25 protein-coding genes are annotated in these 24865 nt (G+C 71.2%); 16 read left to right on the forward strand and 9 right to left on the reverse strand.

Annotated features, from left to right (window positions below):
• The coding region (locus ABFX54_RS48865) for an NAD(P)-dependent alcohol dehydrogenase (protein WP_346114005.1) at positions 1-512 on the forward strand (512 nt) is incomplete at its 5' end.
• Positions 513-540: 28 nt separating this feature from the next.
• On the opposite strand, the gene ABFX54_RS48870 is transcribed toward ABFX54_RS48865, so the two are convergent.
• Positions 541-1116 (reverse strand): TetR/AcrR family transcriptional regulator, encoded by a 576-nt coding sequence (locus ABFX54_RS48870; protein WP_346114006.1) that lies wholly within the window; start codon positions 1114-1116, stop codon positions 541-543.
• A 154-nt stretch (positions 1117-1270) separates the two neighbouring features.
• Here ABFX54_RS48870 and ABFX54_RS48875 point away from each other — a divergent pair, with 154 nt between their 5' ends.
• The 5 genes from ABFX54_RS48875 (at position 1271) to ABFX54_RS48895 (ending at position 4358) form a co-directional block, all read left to right on the forward strand.
• Complete coding sequence (locus ABFX54_RS48875) at positions 1271-1630, forward strand: ester cyclase (RefSeq protein WP_346114007.1); 360 nt, start codon at positions 1271-1273, stop codon at positions 1628-1630.
• A gap of 61 nt (positions 1631-1691) precedes the next feature.
• A complete protein-coding gene (locus tag ABFX54_RS48880) occupies positions 1692-2222 on the forward strand; it encodes a PadR family transcriptional regulator (protein WP_346114008.1) in 531 nt (176 codons plus the stop codon).
• Positions 2219-2941: a siderophore-interacting protein gene (locus ABFX54_RS48885; protein ID WP_346114010.1), complete on the forward strand. Its 723-nt coding sequence runs from the start codon at positions 2219-2221 to the stop codon at positions 2939-2941. Before ABFX54_RS48880 ends, ABFX54_RS48885 begins: the two co-directional genes overlap by 4 nt.
• A gap of 63 nt (positions 2942-3004) precedes the next feature.
• Positions 3005-3772, forward strand: a complete 768-nt coding sequence (map, locus tag ABFX54_RS48890) for a type I methionyl aminopeptidase (protein ID WP_346114011.1) — start codon at positions 3005-3007, stop codon at positions 3770-3772.
• Positions 3773-4097: 325 nt separating this feature from the next.
• On the forward strand, positions 4098-4358 hold the full coding sequence (locus ABFX54_RS48895) for a hypothetical protein (RefSeq protein ID WP_346114012.1): 261 nt from the start codon (positions 4098-4100) through the stop codon (positions 4356-4358).
• Positions 4359-4426: 68 nt separating this feature from the next.
• Here ABFX54_RS48895 and ABFX54_RS48900 read toward each other — a convergent pair whose 3' ends face one another.
• The gene (locus tag ABFX54_RS48900) at positions 4427-5353 is read right to left on the reverse strand and encodes an adenosine deaminase (RefSeq protein WP_346114014.1); all 927 of its coding nucleotides are present in this window, start codon (positions 5351-5353) and stop codon (positions 4427-4429) included.
• 88 nt (positions 5354-5441) lie between these two features.
• On the opposite strand from ABFX54_RS48900, the gene ABFX54_RS48905 reads away from it, so the two are divergent.
• A complete protein-coding gene (locus ABFX54_RS48905) occupies positions 5442-6584 on the forward strand; it encodes a PucR family transcriptional regulator (protein WP_346114015.1) in 1143 nt (380 codons plus the stop codon).
• Here the strand turns inward: ABFX54_RS48905 and ABFX54_RS48910 are convergent.
• Positions 6549-7730 (reverse strand): metal-dependent hydrolase family protein, encoded by a 1182-nt coding sequence (locus tag ABFX54_RS48910; RefSeq protein WP_346114017.1) that lies wholly within the window; start codon positions 7728-7730, stop codon positions 6549-6551. The genes ABFX54_RS48905 and ABFX54_RS48910 overlap by 36 nt on opposite strands.
• A 217-nt stretch (positions 7731-7947) precedes the next feature.
• On the opposite strand from ABFX54_RS48910, the gene ABFX54_RS48915 reads away from it, so the two are divergent.
• The 4 genes from ABFX54_RS48915 to ABFX54_RS48930 are packed head-to-tail and all read left to right on the forward strand — an operon-like array spanning position 7948 to position 11274.
• The gene (locus tag ABFX54_RS48915) at positions 7948-9003 is read left to right on the forward strand and encodes an ABC transporter substrate-binding protein (RefSeq protein ID WP_346114018.1); all 1056 of its coding nucleotides are present in this window, start codon (positions 7948-7950) and stop codon (positions 9001-9003) included.
• The gene (locus ABFX54_RS48920) at positions 9000-9752 is read left to right on the forward strand and encodes an ABC transporter ATP-binding protein (RefSeq protein ID WP_346114020.1); all 753 of its coding nucleotides are present in this window, start codon (positions 9000-9002) and stop codon (positions 9750-9752) included. The genes ABFX54_RS48915 and ABFX54_RS48920 overlap by 4 nt, the downstream gene beginning before the upstream one ends.
• Complete coding sequence (locus ABFX54_RS48925) at positions 9749-10498, forward strand: ABC transporter permease (RefSeq protein WP_346114021.1); 750 nt, start codon at positions 9749-9751, stop codon at positions 10496-10498. The genes ABFX54_RS48920 and ABFX54_RS48925 overlap by 4 nt, the downstream gene beginning before the upstream one ends.
• Positions 10495-11274 carry an ABC transporter permease gene (locus ABFX54_RS48930; protein WP_346114022.1) on the forward strand — a complete coding sequence of 260 codons (780 nt, stop codon included), beginning with the start codon at positions 10495-10497 and terminating at the stop codon, positions 11272-11274. Before ABFX54_RS48925 ends, ABFX54_RS48930 begins: the two co-directional genes overlap by 4 nt.
• A gap of 196 nt (positions 11275-11470) precedes the next feature.
• On the opposite strand, the gene ABFX54_RS48935 is transcribed toward ABFX54_RS48930, so the two are convergent.
• Positions 11471-12283, reverse strand: coding sequence for a CAP domain-containing protein (locus tag ABFX54_RS48935; protein WP_346114023.1), 813 nt, complete (start codon positions 12281-12283; stop codon positions 11471-11473).
• A gap of 220 nt (positions 12284-12503) precedes the next feature.
• On the opposite strand from ABFX54_RS48935, the gene ABFX54_RS48940 reads away from it, so the two are divergent.
• Entirely contained in the window at positions 12504-13271 is a 768-nt protein-coding gene (locus tag ABFX54_RS48940) for a class I SAM-dependent methyltransferase (RefSeq protein ID WP_346114024.1), read from the forward strand.
• A gap of 71 nt (positions 13272-13342) precedes the next feature.
• Here ABFX54_RS48940 and dacB read toward each other — a convergent pair whose 3' ends face one another.
• The gene (dacB, locus tag ABFX54_RS48945; RefSeq protein ID WP_346114025.1) at positions 13343-14887 is read right to left on the reverse strand and encodes a D-alanyl-D-alanine carboxypeptidase/D-alanyl-D-alanine endopeptidase; all 1545 of its coding nucleotides are present in this window, start codon (positions 14885-14887) and stop codon (positions 13343-13345) included.
• 180 nt (positions 14888-15067) lie between these two features.
• Positions 15068-15616, reverse strand: a complete 549-nt coding sequence (locus ABFX54_RS48950; protein ID WP_346114026.1) for an FHA domain-containing protein — start codon at positions 15614-15616, stop codon at positions 15068-15070.
• Between the two features lie 88 nt (positions 15617-15704).
• On the opposite strand from ABFX54_RS48950, the gene ABFX54_RS48955 reads away from it, so the two are divergent.
• From ABFX54_RS48955 to ABFX54_RS48965, 3 genes are read left to right on the forward strand one after another with little or no spacing between them, the layout of a single operon-like run.
• Positions 15705-16211: a helix-turn-helix transcriptional regulator gene (locus ABFX54_RS48955; protein WP_346114027.1), complete on the forward strand. Its 507-nt coding sequence runs from the start codon at positions 15705-15707 to the stop codon at positions 16209-16211.
• Positions 16208-16888, forward strand: coding sequence for an ABC transporter ATP-binding protein (locus ABFX54_RS48960; RefSeq protein WP_346114028.1), 681 nt, complete (start codon positions 16208-16210; stop codon positions 16886-16888). Before ABFX54_RS48955 ends, ABFX54_RS48960 begins: the two co-directional genes overlap by 4 nt.
• Complete coding sequence (locus ABFX54_RS48965) at positions 16885-19416, forward strand: FtsX-like permease family protein (protein ID WP_346114029.1); 2532 nt, start codon at positions 16885-16887, stop codon at positions 19414-19416. The genes ABFX54_RS48960 and ABFX54_RS48965 overlap by 4 nt, the downstream gene beginning before the upstream one ends.
• Here ABFX54_RS48965 and ABFX54_RS48970 read toward each other — a convergent pair.
• Positions 19376-20737, reverse strand: coding sequence for an MFS transporter (locus tag ABFX54_RS48970; RefSeq protein WP_346114030.1), 1362 nt, complete (start codon positions 20735-20737; stop codon positions 19376-19378). The two genes, ABFX54_RS48965 and ABFX54_RS48970, sit on opposite strands and share 41 nt — an antisense overlap.
• A 76-nt stretch (positions 20738-20813) precedes the next feature.
• Positions 20814-21575 carry a hypothetical protein gene (locus ABFX54_RS48975; RefSeq protein WP_346114031.1) on the reverse strand — a complete coding sequence of 254 codons (762 nt, stop codon included), beginning with the start codon at positions 21573-21575 and terminating at the stop codon, positions 20814-20816.
• Positions 21576-21910: 335 nt separating this feature from the next.
• Here ABFX54_RS48975 and serA point away from each other — a divergent pair, with 335 nt between their 5' ends.
• Positions 21911-23500, forward strand: a complete 1590-nt coding sequence (gene serA, locus ABFX54_RS48980; RefSeq protein ID WP_346114032.1) for a phosphoglycerate dehydrogenase — start codon at positions 21911-21913, stop codon at positions 23498-23500.
• A 506-nt stretch (positions 23501-24006) separates the two neighbouring features.
• Here serA and ABFX54_RS48985 read toward each other — a convergent pair.
• Positions 24007-24822: a class I SAM-dependent methyltransferase gene (locus ABFX54_RS48985; RefSeq protein ID WP_346114033.1), complete on the reverse strand. Its 816-nt coding sequence runs from the start codon at positions 24820-24822 to the stop codon at positions 24007-24009.
• Positions 24823-24865 lie beyond the last annotated feature (43 nt).

The raw sequence follows: 24865 nt of genomic DNA on the forward strand, positions 1-24865 counted from the left end.
GGGCCTCGGGCGGCGTCGGCACGTTCGCGGTGCAGCTCGCCAAGGCGTACGGGGCCGAGGTGACGGGCGTGTGCAGCCGCGGGAACGCCGACCTGGTCCGCTCGCTCGGCGCCGACCACGTCATCGACTACGGCAAAGAGGACTTCACCCGCACCGGCCGCCGATATCACCTCATCCTCGACAACGTGGGCAACCGTTCGGTGGCCGACCTGCGGCGCGCGCTCACCCCCGACGGGATCCTCATCCCCAACAGCGGCACCGGCGGCGGGCCCTGGTTCGGGGTGATGGGCCGCCTCATCCGCCTCAAGGCGATGTCCCCGTTCGTTCGCCACACGTTCGTCACCTTCGTCACCAAGGAGAACGCCGCGGACCTCGACACCCTGCGCGAGCTGGTCGAGACGGGCAAACTCACCCCCGTCATCGAGCGGACCCACCCGCTGAGCGAGGTCCCGGAAGCCATCGCTCACTTCGAAGGGGGCCACGCGAGGGGCAAGGTCGTCATCACGCTCTGACGGGCGCCGCCGGGCGGCGGGTGGAGCCTTACCGCCGGGATGGGGGCCGGAGCCCGTCGAGGATGATCCGGGCGAGGTGGGCGGAGCGTTCGGGGCTGGTGTCCGCGCCGGCGTGCCGGATCGCGGCGAAGGCGCCGGCGACGATCGCCATCACCTCATCGACGGTCACGTCGTCACGTACGACGCCGGCCTGACGAGCCCGATCGAGCAGCCGCGCGACCTGGTGCGTGAGGCCGGCGGCGGCGTCGGGAGCGGCGTCGCGCAGGTCGAACTCGGCGGCCGTGAGCGCGCTCTTCACCGCCGCGTTCTCCGCGCCCGAGGCCATCATCCGGGACAGCAGTGTGAACAGCGCGGCCGGATCGTCCGTGGCGGCGAGCGCCTCTCCTTCGTCGACCAGCCGCCTGATCTGGTCGATCGCCACGGCCAGGTAGAGAGCCTGCTTGGTGGGGAAGTGCCGGTGGACGGTGCCAGGGCCGACCCCCGCGCGGCGGGCGATCTCGTCGAGCGGGATGCCGAGGCCCTGGGCGGCGAACAGCCGCTGCGCGGTCGCCAGCACCTGCTCGCGGTTGCGGCGCGCGTCGGCCCGCAGCTCCCGGTCGGTCATGGGATCCACCGGCGGCTCGGCCGGCACGGGTCCGTGGCTGGACGTCTCACCGCCCTAGCTTAACCGGGGCGCCGCCCCGTATGCTCGTCGGATAAGCGGGGCGATGCCCCGGTTAGTCGGCCGACCGGCCGGCCGAGGACGAGGAGGGCCTTTGATGACCACCCGCGAGGAAGCCGGCGCCCTGGTGCGGCGGATGCAGGACTGTTTCAACACCCGGCGGTTCGACCAGGCCGCCGAGCTGTTCACCCCCGATTTCCGCAACCATCCGCTCGGCGCCACCGGGTTCGAGGCGGGCCGGGCGGCCTGGGTCCAGGTCGTCGCCCGGTTCCCGGAGATGCGGGTCGTCGCCGACGACATCCTGATCGACGGTGACAAGGTGGCCGTGCGCTCGTCCGTCGAGGGGATGGGCGCCCAGGGTGATGCCCGTCCCGTGCTCATCGAGATCTTCCGCATCGACGACGGCCGGCTCGCGGAGACGTGGGGTGTCACCGAGGGCCCGGATCCGCGCCGCTGAGCGGCAAAGTCGAGATAGTACGTCTTTACTCCGATATATCGTTCGATATAGCATCCGATCTATGATGAACGCACGTCGCAACCAAGGCGTCGGCGGCATGGGCCCCACGGGGCGCTTCTTCGGGCCGGGTGAGCTGCGGCTGGCCATCCTCGCCCTGGTCGCCGAGGCGCCCGGCCACGGTTACCAGCTCATGGGCCGGCTCGCCGACCGCTTCAACGGCACCTACGAGCCGAGCGCCGGCTCCATCTACCCGACCCTGCAACTGCTGGAGGACGAGGGCCTCGTCCGCGCCGAGTCCACGGACGGCCGCAAGGTCTACCACGTCACCGACGAGGGCGGACGGGTGGCCGCCGAGAAGGCCGAGGAGATCGAGCGCCTGTGGGGCCGGGCCGCGGGCCGGGGCGAGTGGGGGATGTTCCGCGAGCCCGAGGCGGCGGAGATCGTCGGCCCCGCGCTGCGCCTGGTCAAGGCCGCGGTGAAAGCGCTTGCCCGCGCCCACGGCGATCCACGGGTGGTCGAGCGGATCCAGGAGATCTTCGTGGACGCCCGCCGCCGGATCGAGGACCTCGATGCCGAGAGGAGCGGGTCGTGAGCCCGAGCGTCGCCCGCAGGCTGCTCGACCGGTTCTTCCTCAAGGGGGAGGTGATCGAGGCCGAGCAGCTGACCGCGCGCATGCGGCGGGTCAGGATCGGCGGGCCGGCTCTGGCGTACCTGCGGTGGACTCCCGGCCAGCACATCCGGCTGCTGATCGAGGGCGGCGGTCCGCTGGGCGGCGTGCTGCGGACGTACTCGATCTGGCGGCACGACCCCTCCTGGGAGGCCCTCGACCTCGTCGGCTACGACCACGGCGGCGACTCGCCGGGCGTCTCCTGGATCAGGAACGCCGCGCCAGGCCAGGAGGTCGCCTTCACCCGTCCGGAAGGGAGCTTCGTGGTGCGGGAGGAGGCGCCGTACCACCTGTTCGCGGGGGAGGAGACGGCGTCCGTGGCGTTCGGGGCGATGTTGCGGGCCCTGCCCGCCGGGGCGCGGGCGTACGGGGCGGTGGAGGCGGAGGGGCCGGGCGACCACCTCGGCCTGCCCGGCGACCTGGTCGAGGTGTGCCGGGGCGGCGCGTCCGCGGCGCGGTCGGAGGTGCTGGTGAACGCGGTCAGGGAGCTGGACCTGCCCGGCACCCCCGGCGTGGCCTATCTGGCGGGGGAGGCCCGCACGATCCAGGCCGTGCGCGCCCATCTGGTCGGCGAGCGCGGCTGGCACCGCAGGGATGTGCGGACGAAGCCGTTCTGGACTCCCGGGAGGAAGGGCCTGGACTGACCCGCGCGAGCACTCCACTGGGCGTGATAAAAATACCGGTATAGTTATCGCTCAGGAGGAGTCATGATCGAACTGAAGTCGGCCGGCGAGATCGCCGCCATGCGGGAGGCGGGCCGGGTGGTCGCCGCCATACACAGCGCGGTGCGCGAGCGGGCGGACATCGGGGTGACGCTCAGGCAGTTGGACGAGGTGGCCAGGACCGTGCTGGAGGAGGCCAAGGCCGGGGCGTCGTTCCTCGGATACCATCCGTCGTTCGGCGCCACGCCCTATCCGGGCGTCATCTGCACCAGCGTGAACGGCACCATGCTGCACGGGCTGCCGACGGCGTACCGGCTGCGGGACGGAGACCTGCTCAGCGTGGACTGCGGGGCCATCGTGGACGGCTGGCACGCCGACGGCACCGTCAGCTTCACGGTCGGCCACGCCCGCGCCGAGGACCTCAAGCTGATCAGGGTCGCGGAGGAGACGCTCGCCGCGGGCATCGAGGCGGCCGTGCCCGGCGGCCGGATGGGCGACATCGGGCACGCCATGTCGACGGTCGGGCGCGGCGCCGGCTACGGCATGCAGAACGACTTCGGCGGCCACGGCATCGGCCGGTCCATGCACGAGTCGCCGTGGGTGCCCAACGAGGCCAGGCCTGGCAGGGGGCTGCGGCTGCGGCCCGGGCTGGTGATCGCGATCGAACCCAGCCTGATGGCCGGCGGTGGCGACGACTACTACATGGCGGACGACGGCTGGTCGGTGTGCTCGGCCGACGGAAGCAGAAGCGTGCACGTCGAGCACACCGTGGCCATCACCGGGGACGGCCCCGTCATCCTGACCCTGCCGTAGCGGCGGTCGGACGGGTGCCGTTCTGTGGTCATCCGGGCGAGGATGATCCGCTACGCGGAGTCACGACTAGTCTGCCCACACTGCTCCCCTTTCAAAGCCTTGAGAGGGCGCGTGGCACGGTCATGGAAGCCCCATGAACGGGGCGGCCGTCCTTCAGTCACCCGCAGACCTGCGCCAAGCCGGGTGTTCTTCTTCACCTGTTCGGTAATGTGGCGGGTTTTCCCTGGTCAAGCCGGAAATTATCGGCGTTTGTCGAACTTGGGGGCAGGGCAGATCTTCTCCCGATAGCTACGGAGAGTAGTCGAGAGGTAGCAGGGAGAATCACATGTACAAATCAGGACTCGTCCTGGCCGGTCTCGTCGGCGGGATGGTCATGTTCGGCGGCTCCGCGGTAGCTGCCACGGCCGAGTGGCCCCGCGCCAACGAAGACGCGCAGCGCACCTTCTTCTTCTGCGGCGACGAGAACATCTTCGCCCAGGGCGAGGTCGACAACAGCACGAGCGGCGTCCTCGTCGTTCAGACCGGCGACATCCTGAGCCAGATCCTCGGCATCAAGAGCGAAGACACGAAGTGCTCGATCAGCTAACGTCATTCCTCTGCAGCTGAGCAGCGTTATCCAGGGGCCCATCCGCCGGGTGGGCCCCTACACCATGCTCAGCCCTCATAGGCGAACGCGGCGTCGAAGGAGTTGCGCGCGATCCGGTCGAGCTGCTCGTCGCTCATCCCCAGCTCGCGCCGCAGCGCCGCGTAGTTGTCCTCCACGTAGCCGCCGAAGTAGGCCGGGTCGTCGGAGTTGACGGTCACGACCAGGCCCTCGTCCAGCATCGCGGGCAGGATGTGGTCACGCAGGGACGGCACCGCCCGCAGCCGTACGTTCGACAGCGGGCAGACGGTCAGCGGGATGCGCTCCTCCCGCAGGCGGGCCACGAGCTGCGGATCCTCCATCGCCCTGATCCCGTGGTCCACCCGCTCCACCCGCAGGATGTCCAGAGCCTCCCACACGTAGTCGGGCCCGCCCTCCTCGCCCGCGTGCGCCACCCGGCGCAGCCCCTCCGCCGCGGCGATCTCGAAGACCCGCCGGAAGAGCGCCGGCGGATATCCCACCTCCGCCGAGTCCAGCCCCACCCCGATGAAGTGGTCACGGAACGGCAGCGCCGCGCGCAGCACCTGCTCGGCCTCCTCCGCGCCCCTGTCTCGCAGGAAGCACAGGATGAGCGCGGCCGACGCCCCTGAATCCTTGATCGCCGCCGACAGCCCGCCGAACACCGTCTCCAGAGCCACGCCCCTGCTCAGATGCGCCTGCGGATCGAAGAAGATCTCCGCGTGCCGCACGCCCTGCCCGGCGGCCCGCCGCAGGTAGGCACCGGCCAGGTCGTAGAAGTCCTGCTCGGTGCGCAGGACGGCGAGGTTGTCGTAGTACACGTCCAGGAACGAGCGCAGATCCGTGAAGGAGTAGCGGGAGCGGATGGCCTCCACGTCGTAGGTCGGCAGGTCGATCCGGTTACGCCGGGCCAGCTCGACGACGAGCTCGGGCTCAAGGGTGCCCTCGATATGGAGATGAAGTTCCGCTTTGGGACGCATGGCAACGAGTAAACCGGACCCACGTAGTGCGAGGTATCGTGCGAACCTCTGAACTCTCACCCCGTGAGCTGGCATAACATCAGATTTCATGACGCTGGAGGATCTGCTGGCACGCGAGGACCTGCGGCTGACGCTGGTGACCGGGGCCGGCACTCTCGGCCGCGAGATCCGCCGCGCGTACCCGACGGACCTGCCCGACCCCCGCCGCTACCTGCGTTCCGGCGATCTCGTGCTCACCAGCGGCGTCTGGTACGCCGAGCCGTCCGACTGCGAGCGCTTCGCCGACGCGCTGTGGGCCAGCGACGCGGCCGGCCTGGTGGTCGGCCTGATCGTGCTCGGCGAGCTGCCGGGCGAGCTGGTCAAGGCGTGCGAACGCCGCCGGTTGCCGCTCCTCCTGGCCGCCCCCGACCAGGCGTTCGGCGCGATCACCGAGGTGGTGACCGCCGAAGGGTTCGCCGCAGAGCAGCGCAGGACCGAACGGGTCAGGGCCCAGACGCTGCTCGACGTGCTCGGCCGCATCCCGCCGGGAGAGGTGTCGGCGCACCTGAGGCTGCTCGGAGCGGACCCGGGGCTGCCCACCGCCGCCATGGCGGTCACCCTGACCGGCGGCCCTGACCTCGACCTGCCCGAGCTGCTGCACGAGGGCCTGGCCAGGAAGGGCCGGCACCTGATCGTGGGCGGCACCCCGCACGAGGCGATCGTGCTGGTCAACGGCCGCGCCTCGCGCAAGAGCCTGGCCGACGAGCTGCGCGGCCTGGTCGCCGGGCGGCGGGGCACGAGCATCGCGGCCGGGATCAGCGAGATGGCGGCCAGCGTGTCACAGCTCGGCGAGGCGCTGGAGACGGCCAGGCGCGGCATGGAGTCGGCCAGGACCGGGCCGGGCCCCGTGTCGATCATGTCGCTGGCCGACATCGACAGCTTCGACCTGCTGCTGGCCTCGCTGCCCGCCGCCACCCGCCGCTCCTTCCGCGACCACCTGCTCGGGCCGGTGGAGGAGTACGACGCCCGGCACGGCTCCGAGCTGCTGCGCACGCTGGACATCTTCCTGGAGACGTGCGGATCCTGGCAGCGCACCGCCGACGAGCTGTACGTGCACGTCAACACCCTGCGCTACCGGATGCAGCGGATCGAGGAGCTGACCGGGAGGCGGATGACGTCGATGCGCGACCGTACGGACCTGTATCTGGCGCTGCGCTCAGGGCAGCCGGCCCGCGACGAGCCGGCCACGTGAGACCACGGCCACGATGTTCTCCGTGGCCAGGTCCTCGATGCGCTCCCACGGGCGGCCGCGCAGCACGATCAGGTCGGCGCCCAGGCCGGGCGCCAGGCGTCCCACGGGCATGCCGATCGCGTCGGCGGCGTCGGAGGTGGCCGCCCGCAGCGCCGACGCAGCGTCCATGCCCAGGATGCGCGTCATGTGCACGACCTCGGCGAGCTGGTCGCCGAACCGCACGTGGTGGCCGTTGGCGTCGGTGCCGAGCACGAACCGCACGCCCAGCGCCGCGGCCTGGGCCAGCAGCACGTTGCGGGTGGCGACCAGCTCGGCGGCCTTGTCCATCGCCTCGCGGGTGACCGGCACCCGGCCCTCGGCGATGGCCTCGTTGATGAGCAGTGTGGGGGCCACGGGAGTGCGCCGGGCGGCCAGCGTCTCGGCCAGGTCGCGGCTCATGAGCGTGCCGTGCTCGATGGAGTCGACGCCCTCCTCGACGGCCACCCTGATGCCGTCCTCGGAGTGGGCGTGGGAGGCGACCGGCATGCCGAGGGCGTGGGCCTCGTCCACGACGGCCCTGATCTCGTCGCGGGTGTAGTTGCGCCAGACGTTCCTGTCGCCGATCGACAGCACGCCGCCGCTGGTGGTGAGCTTGATGCCGTCCATGCCGGCCCTGGCCCAGGTGCGTACGAGCTTGCGGCACTCGTCCGGCCCGTCGGCGGTCGGCTTGCGCAGCGGCACGGCGGGCGGCACGAACAGGTCGTTGTGCCCGGCGGTCATCCCCACCACGCCGTGCACCTGGATGCGCGGCCCCGCCAGCACCCCGGCGTCGAAGACCCGGCGCAGCGCGACCTGGGCCTCGTCGCCGGCCAGGTCGCGCAGCGTCGTCACGCCGTGCCGCATGGCCCGCTGGGCGTGGGCGGCGCCGTGCAGCACCTGCTCGTCGCGGGTCGTGGTGAGCGGCCAGGTCGCGAAGTCGGGCGGCGCGCCGTCGCCGGCGTAGCCGACCAGGTGGACGTGCGTGTCGACCAGGCCGGGCAGCACGCACAGGTCGCCGTGGCGCTGCGCCGCCGGGCTGAGGTCCGTGATCCGGTCGGGCTCCCAGGCCAGATCGACCGGGCCGCGATATTCGGTACCGTCCCAAAGGGGGATTCCGTCGAGTCTCATCTCAAGGCCCGACGCTACCCGAGCCCCTGGGCCGCTGGAGGGATCTACGGTCCTGAGGCCGCCCTCTCGTAGGGACCTACAGGGCCCGCCAGCGCTTTTCCCAGCTTCTGCGCCTTCCGTTGCCGGATCGGCTCTTCGTCCGAAATGACCGTCACACGATGGTAATAATCGATAGATACCTTCCTGACCTGCACGTCTAGGCCGTTCAAGGAGAATTATGGCTACCCTCGACCGTCGCGCGTTCCTGCGGACAACCGGTCTGGCCGGTCTGGCGCTCGGTCTGGCCGCCTGCGGCGACGACGGCGCCACGGGCGGCGCGACGGGCGCCGCGAGCGGCGGCTTCGGGGCGATCAAGCTGCAGCTCTCCTGGAAGAAGAACGTCGAGTTCGCCGGCGAGTACTTCGCCGACACCAACGGCCACTTCAAGAACGCCGGGTTCAGCCAGGTCGAGCTGCTGTCCGGCGGCGGCTCCGGCACCTCGGTCGAGTCGGGCCTGGCCACCGGCCGCTGCTGGGCGGGCCTGTCGGCGCCCACCATCACCGCCCCCGCCGTGCTCCAGGGCGCCGCGCTGAAGATCGTCGGCGCGACGTTCCAGAAGAACCCGTTCGCCATCGTCTCCCTGAACAAGAACCCGATCAAGGAGGCCAAGGACCTGGCCGGCAAGAAGATCGGCGTCCAGGACTCCAACGAGCTGGTCTGGAACGCGCTGCTCAAGGCCAACGGCCTCGACGCGTCCAGCGTGACCAGGGTGCCGTTCCAGTCCGACCCGTCGATGCTCACCTCCGGGCAGCTCGACGGGTACGTGGGCTTCGTCACCAGCGGTCCGGTCAACCTGCGCATGCAGGGCCACGACCCGGCGTACCTGCTGCTCGCCGACGCCGGGCTGCCGCTGGTCGCCGAGACGTTCACGGTCACGCAGGAGACCATCGACAACGAGCGCGACAAGCTCAAGGCGTTCCTCACCGCCGAGATCAAGGGCTGGAAGGACGCCGTCGCCGACCCGGCCAAGTCCGCCGAGCTGGCCGCCACCGTCTACGGCAAGGACCAGAACCTCGACGTCAAGGAGCAGACGGAGGAGGCGAAGATGCAGAACGAGCTCGTCGTCACCCCCGACGCCAAGGCCAACGGCCTGTTCACGATGACGCCCGAGCTGATCGCGCAGAACATCGAGTCGCTGGCCAAGGCGGGCCTGGACATCAAGGCCGAGCAGCTGTTCGACCTGTCGATCCTGAACGAGATCTACCAGGCCGACCCGAGCCTCAAGCTGGCATGAGCGGCATCAGCGTCACCGGGCTGAGCAAGACGTTCGGCAAGGGCCTGACCGCCGTCGAGGGCGTGGACCTGAGCACGCCGAAAGGCGCGTTCCTGTCGCTGCTCGGCCCGTCCGGCTGCGGCAAGTCCACGGTGCTGCGCATCCTGGCCGGCCTGGAGGAGCCCACCAAGGGCGAGGTCTCGGTGAACGGCGAGACGCCCCAGGAACTGCGCGGGAGCCACCACCTCGGCATCGCCTTCCAGGACTCGGCCCTGCTCGCCTGGCGCAGCGTCGCGGCCAACATCCGGCTGCCGCTGGAGGTGGCCGGGATCAGGCCCGAGCCCGGGGTGATCGAGGACCTGATCAAGCTGGTCGGCCTCGACGGCTTCGAGAAGGCCCGGCCCGCCGAGCTGTCCGGCGGCATGCGCCAGCGGGTCTCGATCGCCCGCGCGCTCGTGGTCAAGCCCAGCGTGCTGCTGCTGGACGAGCCGTTCGGCGCCCTGGACGACATGACCCGCCAGCGGCTCAACCTGGAACTGCTGCGCATCTGGACCGAGAAGCCGGCCACCACCCTCATGGTCACCCACGGCATCGGCGAGGCGATCTTCCTGTCGGACGTGGTGGCCGTCATGAGCCCGCGGCCGGGGCGGGTGATCGAGATGGTGGAGATCGACCTGCCGCGTCCGCGTACGCCGGAGATGATGCGGACGCCCGAGTTCCACGCCATCCACGACCACCTCAGCGACCTGCTGTTCGGGCACGGCGCATGAGACGGGTCCAGGGGCTGATCGGAGTCGTCGCCCTCGTCGCGCTCTGGTGGCTGCTGGCGGCGACGGTGTTCGCCGAAGGCGGCGCGGTGCCGACGCCCGCCGCGGTGCTCGCGTCCATGGGCCGCGACGGCTGGGCCTTCTACGGCCCGAACGCCTCCGCCACCCTGACCGCGGCCGTCCAGGGCTTCCTGTGGGGCAACGGCCTGGCCATCGGCGTGGCGCTGCTGGTGCTGCTCGTGCCCCGGCTGGAGGCCGTCGCCACCCAGCTCGCGGTGATCAGCTACTGCGTTCCGCTGCTGGCCATCGGGCCGATCGTGCTGGTGGTCTTCGGCGGCGAGGCGACCGTGGTCTTCCTCGCGGCCATCTCCGTCTTCTTCACCACGCTCATCGGCGCCCTGCTCGGGCTGCGCTCGGCCGACCGGGCCAGCCTCGACCTCGTCACCGTGTACGGGGGCGGGCGCCTGGCGCGGCTGCGGTACGTACAGGTGATCTCCGCTCTTCCCAGCACGTTCGCCGGCCTGAAGATCTCCGCGCCGTCGGCGCTGCTCGGCGCCATCATCGGCGAGTACCTGGGCAGCAACGACCAGGGGCTCGGCGTGTCGCTGATGATCTCCCAGCAGCAGTTCCAGGTGCCGCGCACCTGGGGGCTGGCGCTGGTGGCCGGCCTGATCGCGGGGCTCGGCTACGCGCTCGTGGCGCTCGTCGCCCGCGTGGTCACCCCCTGGTCGAGAGGGGAGTCGCGGTGATCGGCCGGATCGTGCTGCGGATCGTGGGGCCGCTCGCGCCCTCCGTCGTCATCGTCGTGGCGGCCTGGTGGCTGGCGCTGGAGGCGTTCGGGATCAGCCCGCTGGTGGGCAAGCGCCCGCCGCAGGTCTGGGAGTACCTGACGTCATCCGCGGCCCACCGCGAGGCCGTGTTCGGCGCGCTGGGCATCACGGTCAGGGACGCCGCCGTCGGCTTCGCCTCGGGGATGATCGCCGCGACCGTCGTGGCCGTCACGTTCGTGCTGTTCAGGACCGTCGAGCAGACGTTCATGCCGGTCGCGATGCTGCTGCGCTCGGTGCCGCTCGTCGTGATGACGCCGCTGATCACGCTCATCTTCGGCCGCGATCTCGTCGGCGTCGCCGTCATCGGCGGAATCGTGGTGTTCTTCCCCGCGCTGGTGAACATCGCCTTCGGGCTGAGATCGGCCTCGCCGCAGGCCACCGACCTGATCATGGCGTACGGCGGCACCCGGCTGACCGTGCTGCGCAAGGTGGCGGTGCCGACGGCGATGCCCTCGATCTTCGCCTCGGCCCGGATCTCCGTGCCCGCCTCGATCATCGGCGCGCTCATCGCGGAGTGGCTGGCCACCGGGCAGGGCATCGGGGCCGAGATCCTGCGCGCGATCGGCGGGTTCCGTTACGACGAGGTGTGGGCGGACATCGTGGTGGTCACGGGGGTGTCCATCCTGGCGTACGCGGTGGTCGGCGTGGTCGAGGCGCTCGTCCTGGCCCGCTTCTCGGACAGGCCGGCCGAATAGGCGGTGCGTGCGGCGTACTGCGGTTCGTGTGGACGGGCGTGCGGTGGGAGGTGCGCGGACCCGGCCGCGGTCCTTTGTGCGGGGGGAGGCGCGGCCGGGTCCGCCCGGAAGGGGAGCGCGTGGGCGTGCGGTGGGGAACCGGCTCGGGGTGTGGCCGGTGTAAGCCCGACGCTCCCTTGGTCCAGGGAGAGGTGCCCTAACGGGCGGCGAAGTCCTGCGTCCAGGTGGGGCCCTGACCGGCGTGCCCGACGCCGATGTGAGTGAAGGAGCAGTTCATGATGTTGGCCCGGTGCCCCGGGCTGTCGAGCCAGGCCCTGACCACGGCGGCGGCGCTGGGCTGACCCTTGGCGATGTTCTCGCCGGCCAGGCGGAAGTTGAAGCCCTCGGCCTTGATCCGCTGGTCGAACGTGCGGCCGTCGCGCGACTCGTGGTCGAAGTAGTTGTTGCGCGCCATGTCCGCCGAGTGCCGCTCGGCGGCGCGGTGCAGCTTGGCGTCGTGGACGAGGGGACGGCAGCCGTTCCTGGCCCTGGCCTGGTTGGTGAGCGTCACGACGGCCGTCTCGGCGGCGGAGGCGAAGCCGCTGGAGCCGGAGTTGGAGGCCGGGCGCCCGCAGGCCAGCTTCAGCGCCCGGGAGGTGTTCGTCCGGCCCTGCGAGTCGAGCGCGACCACGTAGTAGCGGCGCGGCGTGCTGCCGCACCGCACATTGGCGGTGATCCGGCCGTTGCCGACGACCTTGGAGCCGCTCTTGACGACCCGGTCGGGACCCGCCGCGGAGACCTTGATGCGCACGCGCAGCCGGGCCTGGTCGGCGCAGCCCGCCCTGGCGACGGTGCCGCGCACCCTGCTCTTGGAGACGAACGGCTTGAGCGCGACCACCCGGCACGCCTGCTGCGTGTTCGCCTGCGCGCTCTGCTGGGTGTTCCGGTCGCTGGAGGCCGCGGCCGGGGCGGGGATGCTCAATGCCGCCAGACTTCCGAGGCAGGCCATCGCCTGGAGTTGTCTGCGCATTTCAGTCCTCCGGTCGGGGGCTCGACACTGCGTCGAACCGCATTCTGGTACCCCCAAGTCGGCTTTGTACGGAAATTCCGCGCCATACCTGGAGTTCCAGGTAGCTGAATCGTAATACGCCCCTGGTTGCGGCCGGTAAACCAGATCGGCCCTCCGCGCGTCGGGGCCGTGAACTCACATGGGTCGCCGGCAGCGCTCGTGATCGGGTTCTTGGTCCAGAATGGCCCGCATGCCTACCACGCCCGAAGATCAGATCGAGACCGCGAACCCCGCCCCGCTCAACGACTACGACGGGATCGCCGAGGGCTACTCGACCGAGAACGAGCGCAGCCTCGTCAACGCGTACTACGAGCGCCCCGCGATGCTGGAGCTGGCCGGAGACGTGGCCGGACGGAGAGTTCTCGACGCCGGCTGCGGCTCGGGCCCCCTGTTCGCCGAGCTGCGCGATCGCGGCGCCGTGGTGACCGGCATCGACGCGAGCGCCGGGATGCTGGAGCTGGCCAGGAAGCGGCTGGGCGCCGACGCGGACCTGCGGGTCGCCGACCTGGCCGCCCCGCTGCCCTTTCCCGACGACACGTTCGACGACGTCGTCGCGTCCCTGGTGCTGCACTACCTGAAGGACTGGGGGCCGACGCTGGCCGAGCTGCGCCGGGTGCTGCGGCCGGGCGGCCGGCTGCTCGCCTCGGTCGACCATCCCTTCGTGATCACCCTCTTCGCCGCCATGGCGGGGGAGAAGCGGCCGAAGTACTTCGAGGTCCGCAACCGGGTCGAGGAGTGGACCATGGGCGGGCAGAGCGCGACGATGAGCTTCTGGGACCGGCCGCTGCACGCGATGACCGAGGCGTTCACCTCGGCCGGCTTCCGCATCAGCGCCATCAGCGAGCCGCCGTACGCGCCGGAGGCCCGCGAGCTGTTCCCAGAGGAGTTCCGCGAGCGCACCGGCACCAGGTTCCTGAGCTTCCTGTTCTTCGTGCTCGAAGCCGACTGACGACACGTCGGCACCGATCGTGTGCTTCAGCCGGCGGCTCTCACCGGCTGAAGCACGATCTCATGTGGCCGTCAGCACTGGACCGGCTTGAGCCACGAGCACTCCAGGTCGCCCGCCTGGCCCGCGTCCGTGGCGCGCAGCTGCGCGGTCTCGCCCGCTGCGGCCGTCCTGGAGAACTGGGCGAGCCGGACGGCGATCTTGTCCTCGATGTCCTTCGGGGAGCCGGACAGGTACTGGTTGAGCATGATCGAGAAGATCAGCGGCTCGCCGTCGGCGCTGGTGACGTAGCCGGACAGCGAGGTGACGCCGGTCAGCGAGCCCGTCTTGGCGTGCACGTTGTCCGCCGCCGGCGTGCCGCGCATCCGGCTGCGCAGGGTGCCGCCGGTGAACCGGTCGGCGTTGCCGGCGATGGGCAGGGACTCGTACCAGGTGGAGAACCACGGCTTGGCGCGCACGGCCGACAGGAGCTGCACGATCGAGCCCGGCGAGAAGCCGTCGCGGCGCGACAGCCCCGAGCCGTCCCGCATGTTGATCACCTGTACGCCGTTCGCCTTGGCGAAGTCGGTGCTGACCTTGAGCCCGGCGGACCAGGTGCCCTGGCCGGACACCTTGCGGCCCATGGCCTTGGTGAGGATCTCGGCGTGGATGTTGTTGCTCAGCTTCATGAACGGCACCAGCAGCTCGCCCAGCGTCATCGACTGGTGCTCGGCCAGCTTCTTGGCGCTTGCCGGGGCCGCGGCGGACTCGGTCGGGCCGAGCACCTTGACGCCGTGCTTGCCCAGCGCCTTGCGGAACAGCGAGGTCGCGTACGCCGTGGGGTCGTCCACGGCCACCCACTCCTGGTACGGGTCGGCGACCGTGCCGGTGACGACCACCGTGCGCGTGCCGTGCTGCCGCTCGATGAGCACGTCGGTCTCGGCGCCCGCCGTGGCCTTGTTCACGATCTTCAGGTAGTCGGTGGCGGGCGTGGTGGACACCTTGACCTTGCCGTTCTCGGCCGACACCGCCACGATCACCGAGCCGGCGTCGTAGTCGCGGTCGGGCGAGGCGGTCAGCGCCGAGATCGGCGCCGCGTAGTACGCGGTCTCGTCGTCCCAGGCCCAGTCGTTGCCGAGCCGCCGGTCGTCGAACCAGGTGTCGTCGGCCACCAGCTTGCCGGTGACGACCTTGATGCCAGCCTTGGCGACGTCGGCGGCCAGCGCGTCGTAGTCCTCGGCCAGCATGGTCGGGTCGCCGGTGCCCCGCAGCACCAGGTCGCCGGCCAGCACCGAGCCCGCCTTGCGGCCGGTGTTCAGCACGGTGGTGGGGAAGCGGTAGTCGAGGCCGAGGGTCTCCACCGCCGCGGCCGAGGTGAACAGCTTGGTGTTGGAGGCCGGGATGAGCTGCTTGCCGGCGTCGGTGGCGTACAGCTCCTCACCGGTCTGAGCGCTCTTGACCACGACGCCGGCTCTGGCGATGGTGAGCCGGGAGTCGCTGAGGATCTGGTTGATGTCCTGGGTCAGGTCCGCCGCGCCCACGGAGGGGTCGAGCGCCACGGCGGGGGAGGAGGGTCCTGACGCCCACGCGAGGGCCGCGACGAGCGCGCCCGCGACGAGGGATGCTGAGGTGCGCCGCATGGGGTCTCCAAGTGACTGGGGGATCGCCTGGAAGCATGGATCACCACAGTCACCCTGTAATCCGCAAATATCCGTATTTATCGGCACCAAGCGCCGAGATCAGCGCGCCGATCCGGCGCTCAGGCCGCCCTCCGGCGACCGGTCCGGCTTGCGCGGTGGTCAGGCCCGTCCGTGCGGCGGTCAGGACGGCTGGTGCGAGGTGACCATGAAGCCGCAGTCGCCGAACGACACCTCGTCGCCCGACTTCACCCGCGCCGGCCCCATCAGCCGCCACCCGTTGAGCCGGGTGCCGTTGAGCGAGCCGAGATCGACCAGCAGCCACGCGCCGTCGCCCTCCCGCCGCAGCTCGGCGTGGACCCGGGAGACCGTCAGGTCCGACAGGACGAGATCGCAGGCCGACCCCCGGCCCACCACGTAACGCAGCCGGTCGTCGTCGGGCAGGGCCAGGCGCGGCAGGCGCGGACGCCGCCACGCGGACTGCACCCGGGTGGTGAACTCCGACACCGAGGCGACGGCGTCGGTCAGCCGCTGCCGGAACGTGGGCCGCCGTGGCAGGTCGGCCACGAGTTCGTCGAGCTCGCGCCGGTTTTGCGCGCGCAGCGCCTGGTCGACCCGGCCCACGAAGGTGTCGTGGGAGATCCGGCCCTCCACGGCGCGGTCTCTGAGCTCGTCGATCGCACGGTCACGCTCTCCGTCTGAGGCGCGAAAGGGCGGATGCGTGGAGCTCATGTAGCGAGTATCGGCCTGAACCTCGCTTCGTGTCCAGAATACGCGGATCACTTGCGATGGACATACTCCGTATGCATACTCGGTATCTATGTCGATCAGACACGGACTGCTGGCGCTGCTGAACGGCGGGGCGCGTTACGGCTACCAGCTACGGGTGGAGTTCGAGGCGTCCACAGGGGCGGCCTGGCCCCTCAACATCGGCCAGGTCTACACGACGCTCGCCCGCCTGGAGCGCGATGGGCTGGTCGCGCCCGGCGGCGAGGACGACCAGGGCCGCGCGGTCTACACGATCACCGAGGCCGGCCGGGAGGAGCTGGAGCGCTGGTTCGGCACCCCCGTCGCCCAGACCGACCGGCCCAGGGACGAGCTGGCCATCAAGATCGCGATGGCCGTGGCCGCCGGTGTGAACGTCGCCGAGGTCGTCCAGACCCAGCGGGTGGCCACGATGCGCGCGCTGCAGCGGCTCACCAAGGCCAAGCGAGCGGCCGAAGGGCTCGCCCAGCGGCTCGTGCTCGACTCGTTGATCTTCAAGGCCGAGGCGGAGCAGCGCTGGCTGGACCACTGCGAGGCCGTATCCAAGGAGAAGAACCGATGACTGTGGTGGAGTTGCGGGAGGTGACCCGCGAGCACGGCCGGGTGCACGCCCTGCGCGGGGTGAGCCTGGAGGTCGCGGCCGGTGAGCTGGTCGCGGTCATGGGCCCGTCGGGCTCAGGCAAGTCCACGCTGCTCAACCTGGCGGGCGGCCTCGACCGGCCGACCTCGGGCAGCGTGACGATCGAGGGCAGGGACCTCGCGGGGGTGAAGGACCTGGCCGCTGTGAGACGTACCAGCGTGGGCTACGTCTTCCAGGACCTCAACCTGATTCCGTCGCTGACGGCCGCCGAGAACGTGATGCTGCCGAGGGAGCTCGACGGCGTCAGGACGGGCCGGGCCCGCGCGGAGGCGCTGGAGGCGCTGGCCGAGGTGGGCGCGGAGGAGGTCGCGGGCCGCTTCCCCGACGAGTTGTCCGGCGGGCAGCGCCAGCGCGTGGCCATCGCCAGGGCGCTGACGGGCGAGCGCCGGCTGCTGCTGGCCGACGAGCCGACCGGCGCGCTCGACACGGCCACGGGCGACGAGATCCTGCAGCTTCTGCGCACGCGCGCCGACGGGGGCGCGGCGGTGCTGCTCGTCACCCACGAGCCCCGCTACGCCGCCTGGGCGGACCGGGTGATCTACCTGCGTGACGGCCGCATCGCCGAGGCGAACGCCGTGCGGCTGGAGAGCGCCAGGTGAGCGCGTTCCGCGCCGCGCTGCGCATCTCCCGCAGGGACGCCGTCCGCGCCAAGGGCCGCAGCGCGCTGATCATGGTCATGATCGGCCTGCCCGTGCTGCTCATCACGGGGCTGCTCACGCTGTCCCAGACGACGAAGCTGTCCGCGCGCGATGAGCTGCCCTCCGAGCTGGGCTCGGTCGCCGACGCGGCCGTCTACGCGCACCTGCGCAGGACTCTCGTCACCCAGGACCCGGCCGGCAGGTTCGGCGACCAGTCGCAGACGGGGGCGCGACCGCCCGGGTGGACCACCGCCGAGATCGCCGCGCTGACCGGTGGCCGGCTGCTGCCCTTCCACCAGTACACGACCGAGGCCCGCCTGCCGGGGGGCTTCGGCCGGGTGGAGCTGCTGGAGATCGACCTGCGCGACCCGCTCGGCACCGGCCTCAGGCCGCTCGTGCGGGGCCGCCACCCCGCGACGCCGCAGGAGATCGCCGTCACGCCCGCGCTGCTCGACGCGGGCGTCACCGTCGGGGGCACGCTCCAGGTGGCCAGGAGCGGCGAGCCGAAGCGCGTGGTGGGCGTCGTCGAGCACCCGAACCGCCCGGGCATCAGCGAGGTCGTCGCCCTGTACGACTCCGTACGCCCGCCCGACGGCACCTGGCGCAACCCCGGCTGGCTGGCCGACACCCCGGCCCCGGTCACCTGGGAGGAGGTGAAACGGCTGAACCGGGCGGGAGTGCGCGTGGCCTCCCGCGCCGTCGTCGAGAGCCCCCGCGCGGACGCCTTCGACGCCGCTCCCATCCGCGCTGACCAGCGGTTGTGGCTGGCCATCGCCGTCCTGCTCGTCGTCACGCAGACGGTGTTGCTGGCCGGGCCCGCGTTCGCCGTCGGGCTGCGCCGGCGCGCCAGGGAGCTGGCCACCGTCGCCGCGCAGGGCGGCTCGCCGCGTCACCTGCGCACGATCGTGCTGGCCGACGGCCTGCTCCTGGGCGGGGCCGCGGCCCTGATCGGCGCCGGCCTGGGCGTCGGCACGGGCCTGGCCATGGTGTCGGTCGCGGCCAGGCAGCTCGACTGGACCAGCGGGCCGCCGGACATTCCGTGGTGGCAGGTGCTCGGCGTGGTTGCGCTCGGCCTGGTCAGCGCCCTGGTGGAGGCCGTGGCCCCGGCCGTCGGGGCGGCGCGGCAGAGCCCGGCCCAGGTGCTCGCCGGGCGCGCGGCGAAGGCGCGTGAGCGTGCGGGCGTCCCGGTGCTCGGGCTCGTGCTGGTGCTGCTGGGCGTGGCCCTGATGTTCACCGTCGCGTCGAGGGACGACCTCGGCGTGGTGGCCTCGGCCACGGTGACGCTCTTCGGGCTGATCGCGCTGACGCCGTGGCTCGTGGGCCGCACCGGACGGCTCGCCGCCCGGCTGCCGCTGCCGGCCCGGCTGTCGATCCGTGACGGCGCGCGCCAGCGCGGCCGCACGGCCTCGGCTGTGGCGGCCGTCATGGCGGCCACGATGGGCGCGGTCACGGTCGGCATCGCGTACAACACGTCGTACGTCGAGCGCCACGAGCAGTTCAGGCTCGCGGCGCCCGAGGGCACCCTGATCGTCGACGGTGAGAACGTCGACGGTCACGGCTGGTCGGAGGTGCGGGCCGCCATGCGCGCGCGGTTGCCCGCGGCGACCTTCGTCCCCGGGCTCGCGGCGGTGGACGACCAGGGGCGGGAGCTGGCGATCTCCGTGCGCTCACCGGCGGATGCGACCTCCCCCACCTCCTACGATTCGCCGTTCGACGTCCCGATCATCGGCGACGCCCGGCTGCTCGCCCTCCTCCAGGGGCGGCGGGACCCGTCGGCCGAGGCCGCGCTGGCGGCCGGCCGGGCCGTGGTGTTCGACTCCCGGCTGATCAGCGACGGCGCGATAGACGTGGGCGTCGTGGGAGGGGAGGACGCCGACGAGGTTCGGATCCGCGTCCCGGCTGTGCCGGCCGAGGGCGCCCAGGCCGGTCAGGGCGGCGCCGTGATTCCCGCGTCGGCGCTGAAGCAGGCCGGGTTCGGGACCGTCGAGCGGACTCTGTACGCCACGCTGCCCCGGCCCGTGCCGGATCGTCTGATGCCGGATCTGCAGGCGCTGACGATCGGCGCGTATGTCGTCATCGTCGAGGACGACAGCGGCGAGCAGTACGCCCTCATGCTCGGGGCGCTGCTGGCCGCGGCCGTGATCCTGGTGCTCGGTGGCACGTTCGCGGCCACGGGGCTGGCCGCGGCGGACATGCGCCGCGATCTCGACACCCTGTCGGCCGTGGGCGGCCGTCCCCTGACCCGCAGGCTGGTGGTGGCGGCGCAGGCCGGTTACATCGCGGGGCTGGGCGCGGTCACGGGCCTGGTGGCGGGCCTGGTGACCGCCACGGCCGTGACGCGGGGCATGCGGATGGCGCGCATGTCCGGCGACCTCGCCCTGCCGTGGCCGTTCCTGGCCGCGCTCGTGCTGGGGCTGCCCCTGCTGGCGGCGCTGATCGCCGGGGTGTTCACTCGGACGCGGCCGGCTCCGGCGCGACGGGTGGCGTGAGGCGGTACTTCAGCGTTATCAGCACCGACGCGAAGATGATCAGCGCGGGGACCGTGGTCTGCCCGATGAGGACCGCGGTCACCGCGCTGTCCGGCTGCTCGACCGGCTTGTCCGGCTGGGACTCGACGAAGCCGCTGATCGACAGGATCACCCCGAAGATCAGCGCGCCGAACGAGCTGAACCCGCTCTCGATGGCCGTCCACAGCCCGGTCAGCACCCCGGCCCGCCGCCTGCCCGTCTTGGCCGCGTCCACCGCGATCACGTCGGCGAGCATGGAGAACTGCATGAGCTGCACGCCCGCGTACCCGATGCCCACCACCAGGATCGTGACGTGCGCCCAGATCGGGCCGAACAGCGGCGTCGCCATGGCGGCCGTCGTGCCGGCCCCGAACAGCAGCGCCGCCACCACCATCGCGCCGCGCTTGTCGAGGCGCTTGGCCACCCGCACCCACAGCGGCATCGTCAGCAGGATCGGCCCGACCAGCACGGCGAAGAGCGTCTGCGTGGCCGCCGACGAACCCAGCGTGTACGTCGCGAAGTACGGCGCCGCCGCCAGCATCATGCTGACCGCCAGCATCTGGACGCAGGCCAGCACGGTCAGCCACACGAACGCCGAATTGCCCTTGATCGCGGCGAACTGCTCCCGCCACGTGCCCCGATCCCCTTCCGGGGCGCCGGTCATGGGGGCGCGGGCGGTGCCGAAGAAGGAGCCGAGCATGGCCGCGAACAGCACGATCGCGATCGTCAGCGCCATCAGCCGGTAGCTGTTCAGCGTGCCGTCCGTGCCCTCGCCGTGGGCGATGGCCGGGGCCAGCACGCCGCTGATGGCGGTGGCCGCGCCGATGAACACCATCCGCCACTGCAGCAGCGACGTGCGCTCGTGGTAGTCGTGCGTCATCTCGCCGGGCATCGCCTTGTACGGCACCTCGAACAGCGCGTACGCGGTAGCCGTGGCCAGGAAGCAGAGCCCGACGTACAGCGCGGCCGGCACCCCGGTCAGCGGCGGCCCGGCGAAGACCAGGAAGAACGCGACCGGCAGCGTGCACGCCCCGGCCAGCAGCCACGGCCGGCGCGGCCCCCAGCGCGAGGTGGTCCGGTCGGACCAGCGTCCGACCAGCGGGTTGATGATCAGGTCCCAGACCTTGGGCGCGGTGACGACCACGCCGGCCAGCCACGCGGGCACGGCCAGGAAGTTCGTCATGTAGAACAGCAGCAGCAGGCCCGGCACGGCGTTGACCGTGGCGGTGCAGAACGAGCCCACCCCGTAGCCGAGGCGCACGCCCTTCGGGACGGTGGCCGGGCCGGCCGCCGGTGTGATCATTCCCTCATTGAAACCGAGCGAGGGCTTGTTCGGGAGGGCCCACTTTTCGCGGGCCCGCCCGTTCAGGACGGCACGTTCAGTCCGAGACGTTGGCGCAGACCACGTGCGCGCCGATCTCGATCATCCGCTGCTCGCTGCGCGAGTCGGCCACCCTGGCCATGAGGATCGGCGCGCCGGAGGCGGCGAACTGCGGCAGCCGGGCGCGTACCAGGCGGTGCAGGTCGCGTACGACGTCCTCGGCGGCCGACATGTGCACCTTCACGTGCAGCATGATCCCCGGCGCCCCGGACGCCGTGCGGGCCTCCGAGATCCAGACGTGGTGCACCAGCGGGAAGTCCATGAGCAGGTACCCGATCGCCTTCCGCAGCGCGGGCAGGATCGGATGCGTGCACCGCCGGTATCCCGGGTCCACCTGCTGCATCGGCCCCGACAGGTGCGGCCTGGGCGCGGGCACCCAGGGCAGCGTGGGGGCGTGCGGCGTCGGCGGGGCCACCTGGGCCAGCGCGGCACCGCGCGACACGGTGGCCATGGCGCCCGTCGCGTAGGCGGCCGGCACGGCCCCCGACAGGACGGGCGTCGGTCCCGTGCGCGTCGTGGTGATGAAGCGCTGGAGATCGTCGATGGGCACGGCCGCGGCGGCTGGTCCGGCCGCGTCGATGACGATCTCGCGCACGCCGGTGACGCGCTGGATGTCCAGGATGGTGTCGGCATCGCACGCCGAGAGGGAATGGCTGCCGCGGTGCCTGGCATAGGTAGCGGGGCTGGTGTATCCGAGCAGCACTCGGTCACCCGCCTGCGTCGTCCCCAGGACGACGGAACGATCTGGTCGCACTGCCACCAGGACTCCACCGTCGGCAAGAGCGCCCAGCAGGCGATGCGGAGCGCCATGCTGGGCGAGCACGTCGGCAAGCGCAGGATTCCCGATGCTCATATGACGAACCATAGGTAGTCGGCCACGGCTTATCAGGCTAATGGCCAATAAATCTCCCGATCAAGACAAAGATGCATCCAGAGTGGATGAGTTTGCCGCGCGGTGGGTACGCCGGTCCCCGTCTCACATGGTGGGTCCCTCGTGAACGCGTTCACAAGCGGCGGTTAGACTCTGTGGGACCGCCGGGGGGATCCATGGACGTGAACCCTCCCAAGCCGCCGTGACCAAAAGGATCCACACCTGTGAACAAGCCCGTCGTTCTGGTCGCAGAGGAGCTGTCCGAGGCTGGCCTCGCCGTACTCGGTGCGGATTTCGAGGTCCGCCACACCGACGGCGCCGACCGGTCCCAGTTCCTGCCCGCCCTCGCCGACGTGGACGCGCTGATCGTCCGCTCCGCCACGCAGGTCGACGCCGAGGCCATCGCCGCGGCGCCCAAGCTGCGGGTGGTCGCCCGCGCCGGCGTCGGTCTCGACAACGTCGACGTCGAGGCGGCGACCAAGGCCGGTGTCATGGTCGTCAACGCGCCGACCTCCAACATCACCAGCGCCGCCGAGCAGACCGTCGCCCTCGTCCTGGCCAGCGCCCGCAACACGGCCCAGGCGCACGCCGCGCTGAAGAACGGGGAGTGGAAGCGGTCGAAGTACACCGGTGTCGAGCTGGACGAGAAGGTCGTCGGCATCCTCGGCTTCGGCAAGATCGGTCAGCTCGTGGCGCAGCGGCTGCAGCCGTTCGGCGTCGAGATCATCGCCTACGACCCCTACCTGCCGCCGGCCCGCGCCGCGCAGCTCGGCGTCAAGCTGGTGAGCCTCGACGAGGTGTTCAAGCAGGCCGACTTCATCACGGTGCACCTGCCGAAGACCAAGGAGACCCTGGGGATCATCGGCGACGAGGCGCTGCACAAGGTCAAGCCGAACGTGCGCATCATCAACGTCGCCCGCGGCGGCATCGTGGACGAGGCCGCGCTCTACTCGGCGATCAAGGAGGGCCGGGTCGCGGGAGCCGGCCTGGACGTGTTCGCCAAGGAGCCGTGCACCGACAGCCCGCTGTTCGAGCTGGACCAGGTCGTCGTCACGCCGCACCTGGGCGCCTCCACCCACGAGGCCCAGGAGAAGGCCGGCACCCAGGTCGCGCGCAGCGTGAAGCTGGCGCTCGCGGGCGAGTTCGTGCCGGACGCCGTCAACGTCCAGGGCGGCGCCGTGGCCGAGGACGTCAAGCCGGGCCTGCCGCTGGCCGAGAAGCTCGGCCGGGTCTTCACCGCGCTCGCGGGCGAGGTGGCCACCAAGCTCGACATCGAGGTGCGCGGCGAGATCGCCGCCCAGGACGTGCGGGTGATCGAGCTGGCCGCGCTCAAGGGCGTCTTCGCCGACGTGGTCGAGGAGCAGGTCACCTACGTCAACGCGCCGCTGCTGGCCAAGGACCGCGGCATCGCCGTCGAGCTGGTGACCAGCGCCGAGAGCCCCGACTGGCGCAACGTGGTGACCGTGCGCGGCGTGCTGGCCGACGGCCGCACGGTCTCGGTCTCCGGCACGCTGTCCGGCCCCCGGCAGATCACGAAGATCGTCGAGGTCAACGGCTACGAGATGGAGATCGAGCCGACGGCTCACCTCTGCTTCCTCACCTACGCCGACCGCCCCGGCATCGTCGGCGTGGTGGGCCGCCTCCTCGGCGAGCACGGCATCAACATCGCCTCGATGCAGGTGGCCCGTGACGTCAAGGGCGGCAAGGCGCTCATCGCGCTGACCGTCGACTCCGCCATCCCGGCCGAGGTCGTCGAGCAGATCGGCGCCGAGATCGGGGCCGAGAGCGGCCGTTCGGTGGACCTGGAGGACTGACACCCCCGCGTCTCATCTGATATCAGCGTAAAAGGGCCGTTCCGTTCCACGGGACGGCCCTTCGCGTCTCACCATGCGAGATAGTAGGACATCCGAGCAGAATGCTCAGGTACTGTTGTCGGTGATGCGCCAGGTTCTCGTACTTATTACCTGCCGCGGCGGGGCCTGTTAGGGCAGGTCGACGACCCGTCGCGGTGTGCGGCGTGTGCGTCGGCCGTCAAGTCCCTCCGTCCGGTCCGTGACCCGGACCACGCGATCAGGCCCGGTCGGATTCCCGACCGGAGTCCGGCTTCCCAGTCGAACGACGTCCGCGAAATGAGATGAGTGACATGTACGAGATGTATGCCTGGAACCGTGCCGACGACCACGAGGACGAGGCGGTCGAGGCCGTGCAGATGGCGCTGGACCGGCGCGACAACGGCGGCGCCCCGCAGAGCTCCGGGCAGTAGAACGCGGCTGGAACGCGGCTAGAACCCGGCTGGAGCGCCGCTGGAGCGCGGCGCTTTTCAGAACTCCAGCCGGTAGAACACCGCGGTCCTTCGTATCCCCGGCACCAGTGAGGCGATCCGGGCCACGGCGCGGTGGGTGACCGACAACAGGTCGAACCCGTCGATGTCGAACGCGCTCACCGCCGACAGGCAGCGCAGGCCCGGATGGATCGCCGTCAGCTCGGCGGGGCCGTCGATGCCCCAGTGCATCGTGGCCCCGGCCTTTTGCACCGGCCTGTTCAGCCGCTGCAACCGCAGCCCGAACGGGCTCAGCGCGTCGAAGACGAACAGGCCGCTGGGGAACCGCTCCACGATGGCCCGCAGCAGCGCCCGGCCGCCGTCCGGGTCGAGGTAGTAGAGCAGGCCCTCGGCCACGACCAGCGCGGGGGCGTCGGCGGGGACCCGCTCCAGCCAGGCCAGGTCGGTGACCGACGTGCCGATCGTGGCGTAGGCCCGGCGTTCGGGGAACAGCCGCCGGCGCAGCTCGACGATCTCCGGATAGTCCACGTCGTACCAGCGGACGGAGTCCGGCGGGTCGAGCCGGTACACGCGGGTGTCGAGCCCGCAGCCCAGGTGCAGCACCGTGGCCTTGGGATGGGCGTCGAGGAACCCGGCGGCCCACCTGTCCAGGAACCGTGCCCTGAGCGCGACCGCGGCGGAGCTGCCCGGGGTCATGCCCATCCTGCCGAAGTCGTGCTCGATCCGGTCGAGCGTCTCGGCGGCCATGCGGTCGCCGAGGATCGGGTGCGGGGATCGCGCGTCGAGCGCTTTGCCGTACAGCGTGGCGAGGAGGGTGGCCTTCTCCTCCGTCAGGTGCACCTTCTCGGGTGACATGCCTCCACGCTACGTCCGCGCGCGCGGCGCGCGGCGGGTGGGG

This window comes from Nonomuraea maheshkhaliensis (assembly GCF_039529435.1).
Taxonomy (GTDB): Bacteria; Actinomycetota; Actinomycetes; order Streptosporangiales; family Streptosporangiaceae; genus Nonomuraea; species Nonomuraea maheshkhaliensis.

What these genes read in the sequence shown, in the direction of transcription:
- ABFX54_RS48870 (WP_346114006.1), bottom strand. Translation starts at nt 1,116, where the DNA reads ATGACCGACCGGGAGCTGCGGGCCGACGCGCGCCGCAACCGCGAGCAG.
- ABFX54_RS48875 (WP_346114007.1), top strand. Translation starts at nt 1,271, where the DNA reads ATGACCACCCGCGAGGAAGCCGGCGCCCTGGTGCGGCGGATGCAGGAC.
- ABFX54_RS48880 (WP_346114008.1), top strand. Translation starts at nt 1,692, where the DNA reads ATGATGAACGCACGTCGCAACCAAGGCGTCGGCGGCATGGGCCCCACG.
- map (WP_346114011.1), top strand. Translation starts at nt 3,005, where the DNA reads ATGATCGAACTGAAGTCGGCCGGCGAGATCGCCGCCATGCGGGAGGCG.
- ABFX54_RS48895 (WP_346114012.1), top strand. Translation starts at nt 4,098, where the DNA reads ATGTACAAATCAGGACTCGTCCTGGCCGGTCTCGTCGGCGGGATGGTC.
- ABFX54_RS48900 (WP_346114014.1), bottom strand. Translation starts at nt 5,353, where the DNA reads ATGCGTCCCAAAGCGGAACTTCATCTCCATATCGAGGGCACCCTTGAG.
- ABFX54_RS48905 (WP_346114015.1), top strand. Translation starts at nt 5,442, where the DNA reads ATGACGCTGGAGGATCTGCTGGCACGCGAGGACCTGCGGCTGACGCTG.
- ABFX54_RS48910 (WP_346114017.1), bottom strand. Translation starts at nt 7,730, where the DNA reads ATGAGACTCGACGGAATCCCCCTTTGGGACGGTACCGAATATCGCGGC.
- ABFX54_RS48915 (WP_346114018.1), top strand. Translation starts at nt 7,948, where the DNA reads ATGGCTACCCTCGACCGTCGCGCGTTCCTGCGGACAACCGGTCTGGCC.
- ABFX54_RS48920 (WP_346114020.1), top strand. Translation starts at nt 9,000, where the DNA reads ATGAGCGGCATCAGCGTCACCGGGCTGAGCAAGACGTTCGGCAAGGGC.
- ABFX54_RS48925 (WP_346114021.1), top strand. Translation starts at nt 9,749, where the DNA reads ATGAGACGGGTCCAGGGGCTGATCGGAGTCGTCGCCCTCGTCGCGCTC.
- ABFX54_RS48935 (WP_346114023.1), bottom strand. Translation starts at nt 12,283, where the DNA reads ATGCGCAGACAACTCCAGGCGATGGCCTGCCTCGGAAGTCTGGCGGCA.
- ABFX54_RS48940 (WP_346114024.1), top strand. Translation starts at nt 12,504, where the DNA reads ATGGCCCGCATGCCTACCACGCCCGAAGATCAGATCGAGACCGCGAAC.
- dacB (WP_346114025.1), bottom strand. Translation starts at nt 14,887, where the DNA reads ATGCGGCGCACCTCAGCATCCCTCGTCGCGGGCGCGCTCGTCGCGGCC.
- ABFX54_RS48950 (WP_346114026.1), bottom strand. Translation starts at nt 15,616, where the DNA reads ATGAGCTCCACGCATCCGCCCTTTCGCGCCTCAGACGGAGAGCGTGAC.
- ABFX54_RS48955 (WP_346114027.1), top strand. Translation starts at nt 15,705, where the DNA reads ATGTCGATCAGACACGGACTGCTGGCGCTGCTGAACGGCGGGGCGCGT.
- ABFX54_RS48960 (WP_346114028.1), top strand. Translation starts at nt 16,208, where the DNA reads ATGACTGTGGTGGAGTTGCGGGAGGTGACCCGCGAGCACGGCCGGGTG.
- ABFX54_RS48970 (WP_346114030.1), bottom strand. Translation starts at nt 20,737, where the DNA reads ATGATCACACCGGCGGCCGGCCCGGCCACCGTCCCGAAGGGCGTGCGC.
- ABFX54_RS48985 (WP_346114033.1), bottom strand. Translation starts at nt 24,822, where the DNA reads ATGTCACCCGAGAAGGTGCACCTGACGGAGGAGAAGGCCACCCTCCTC.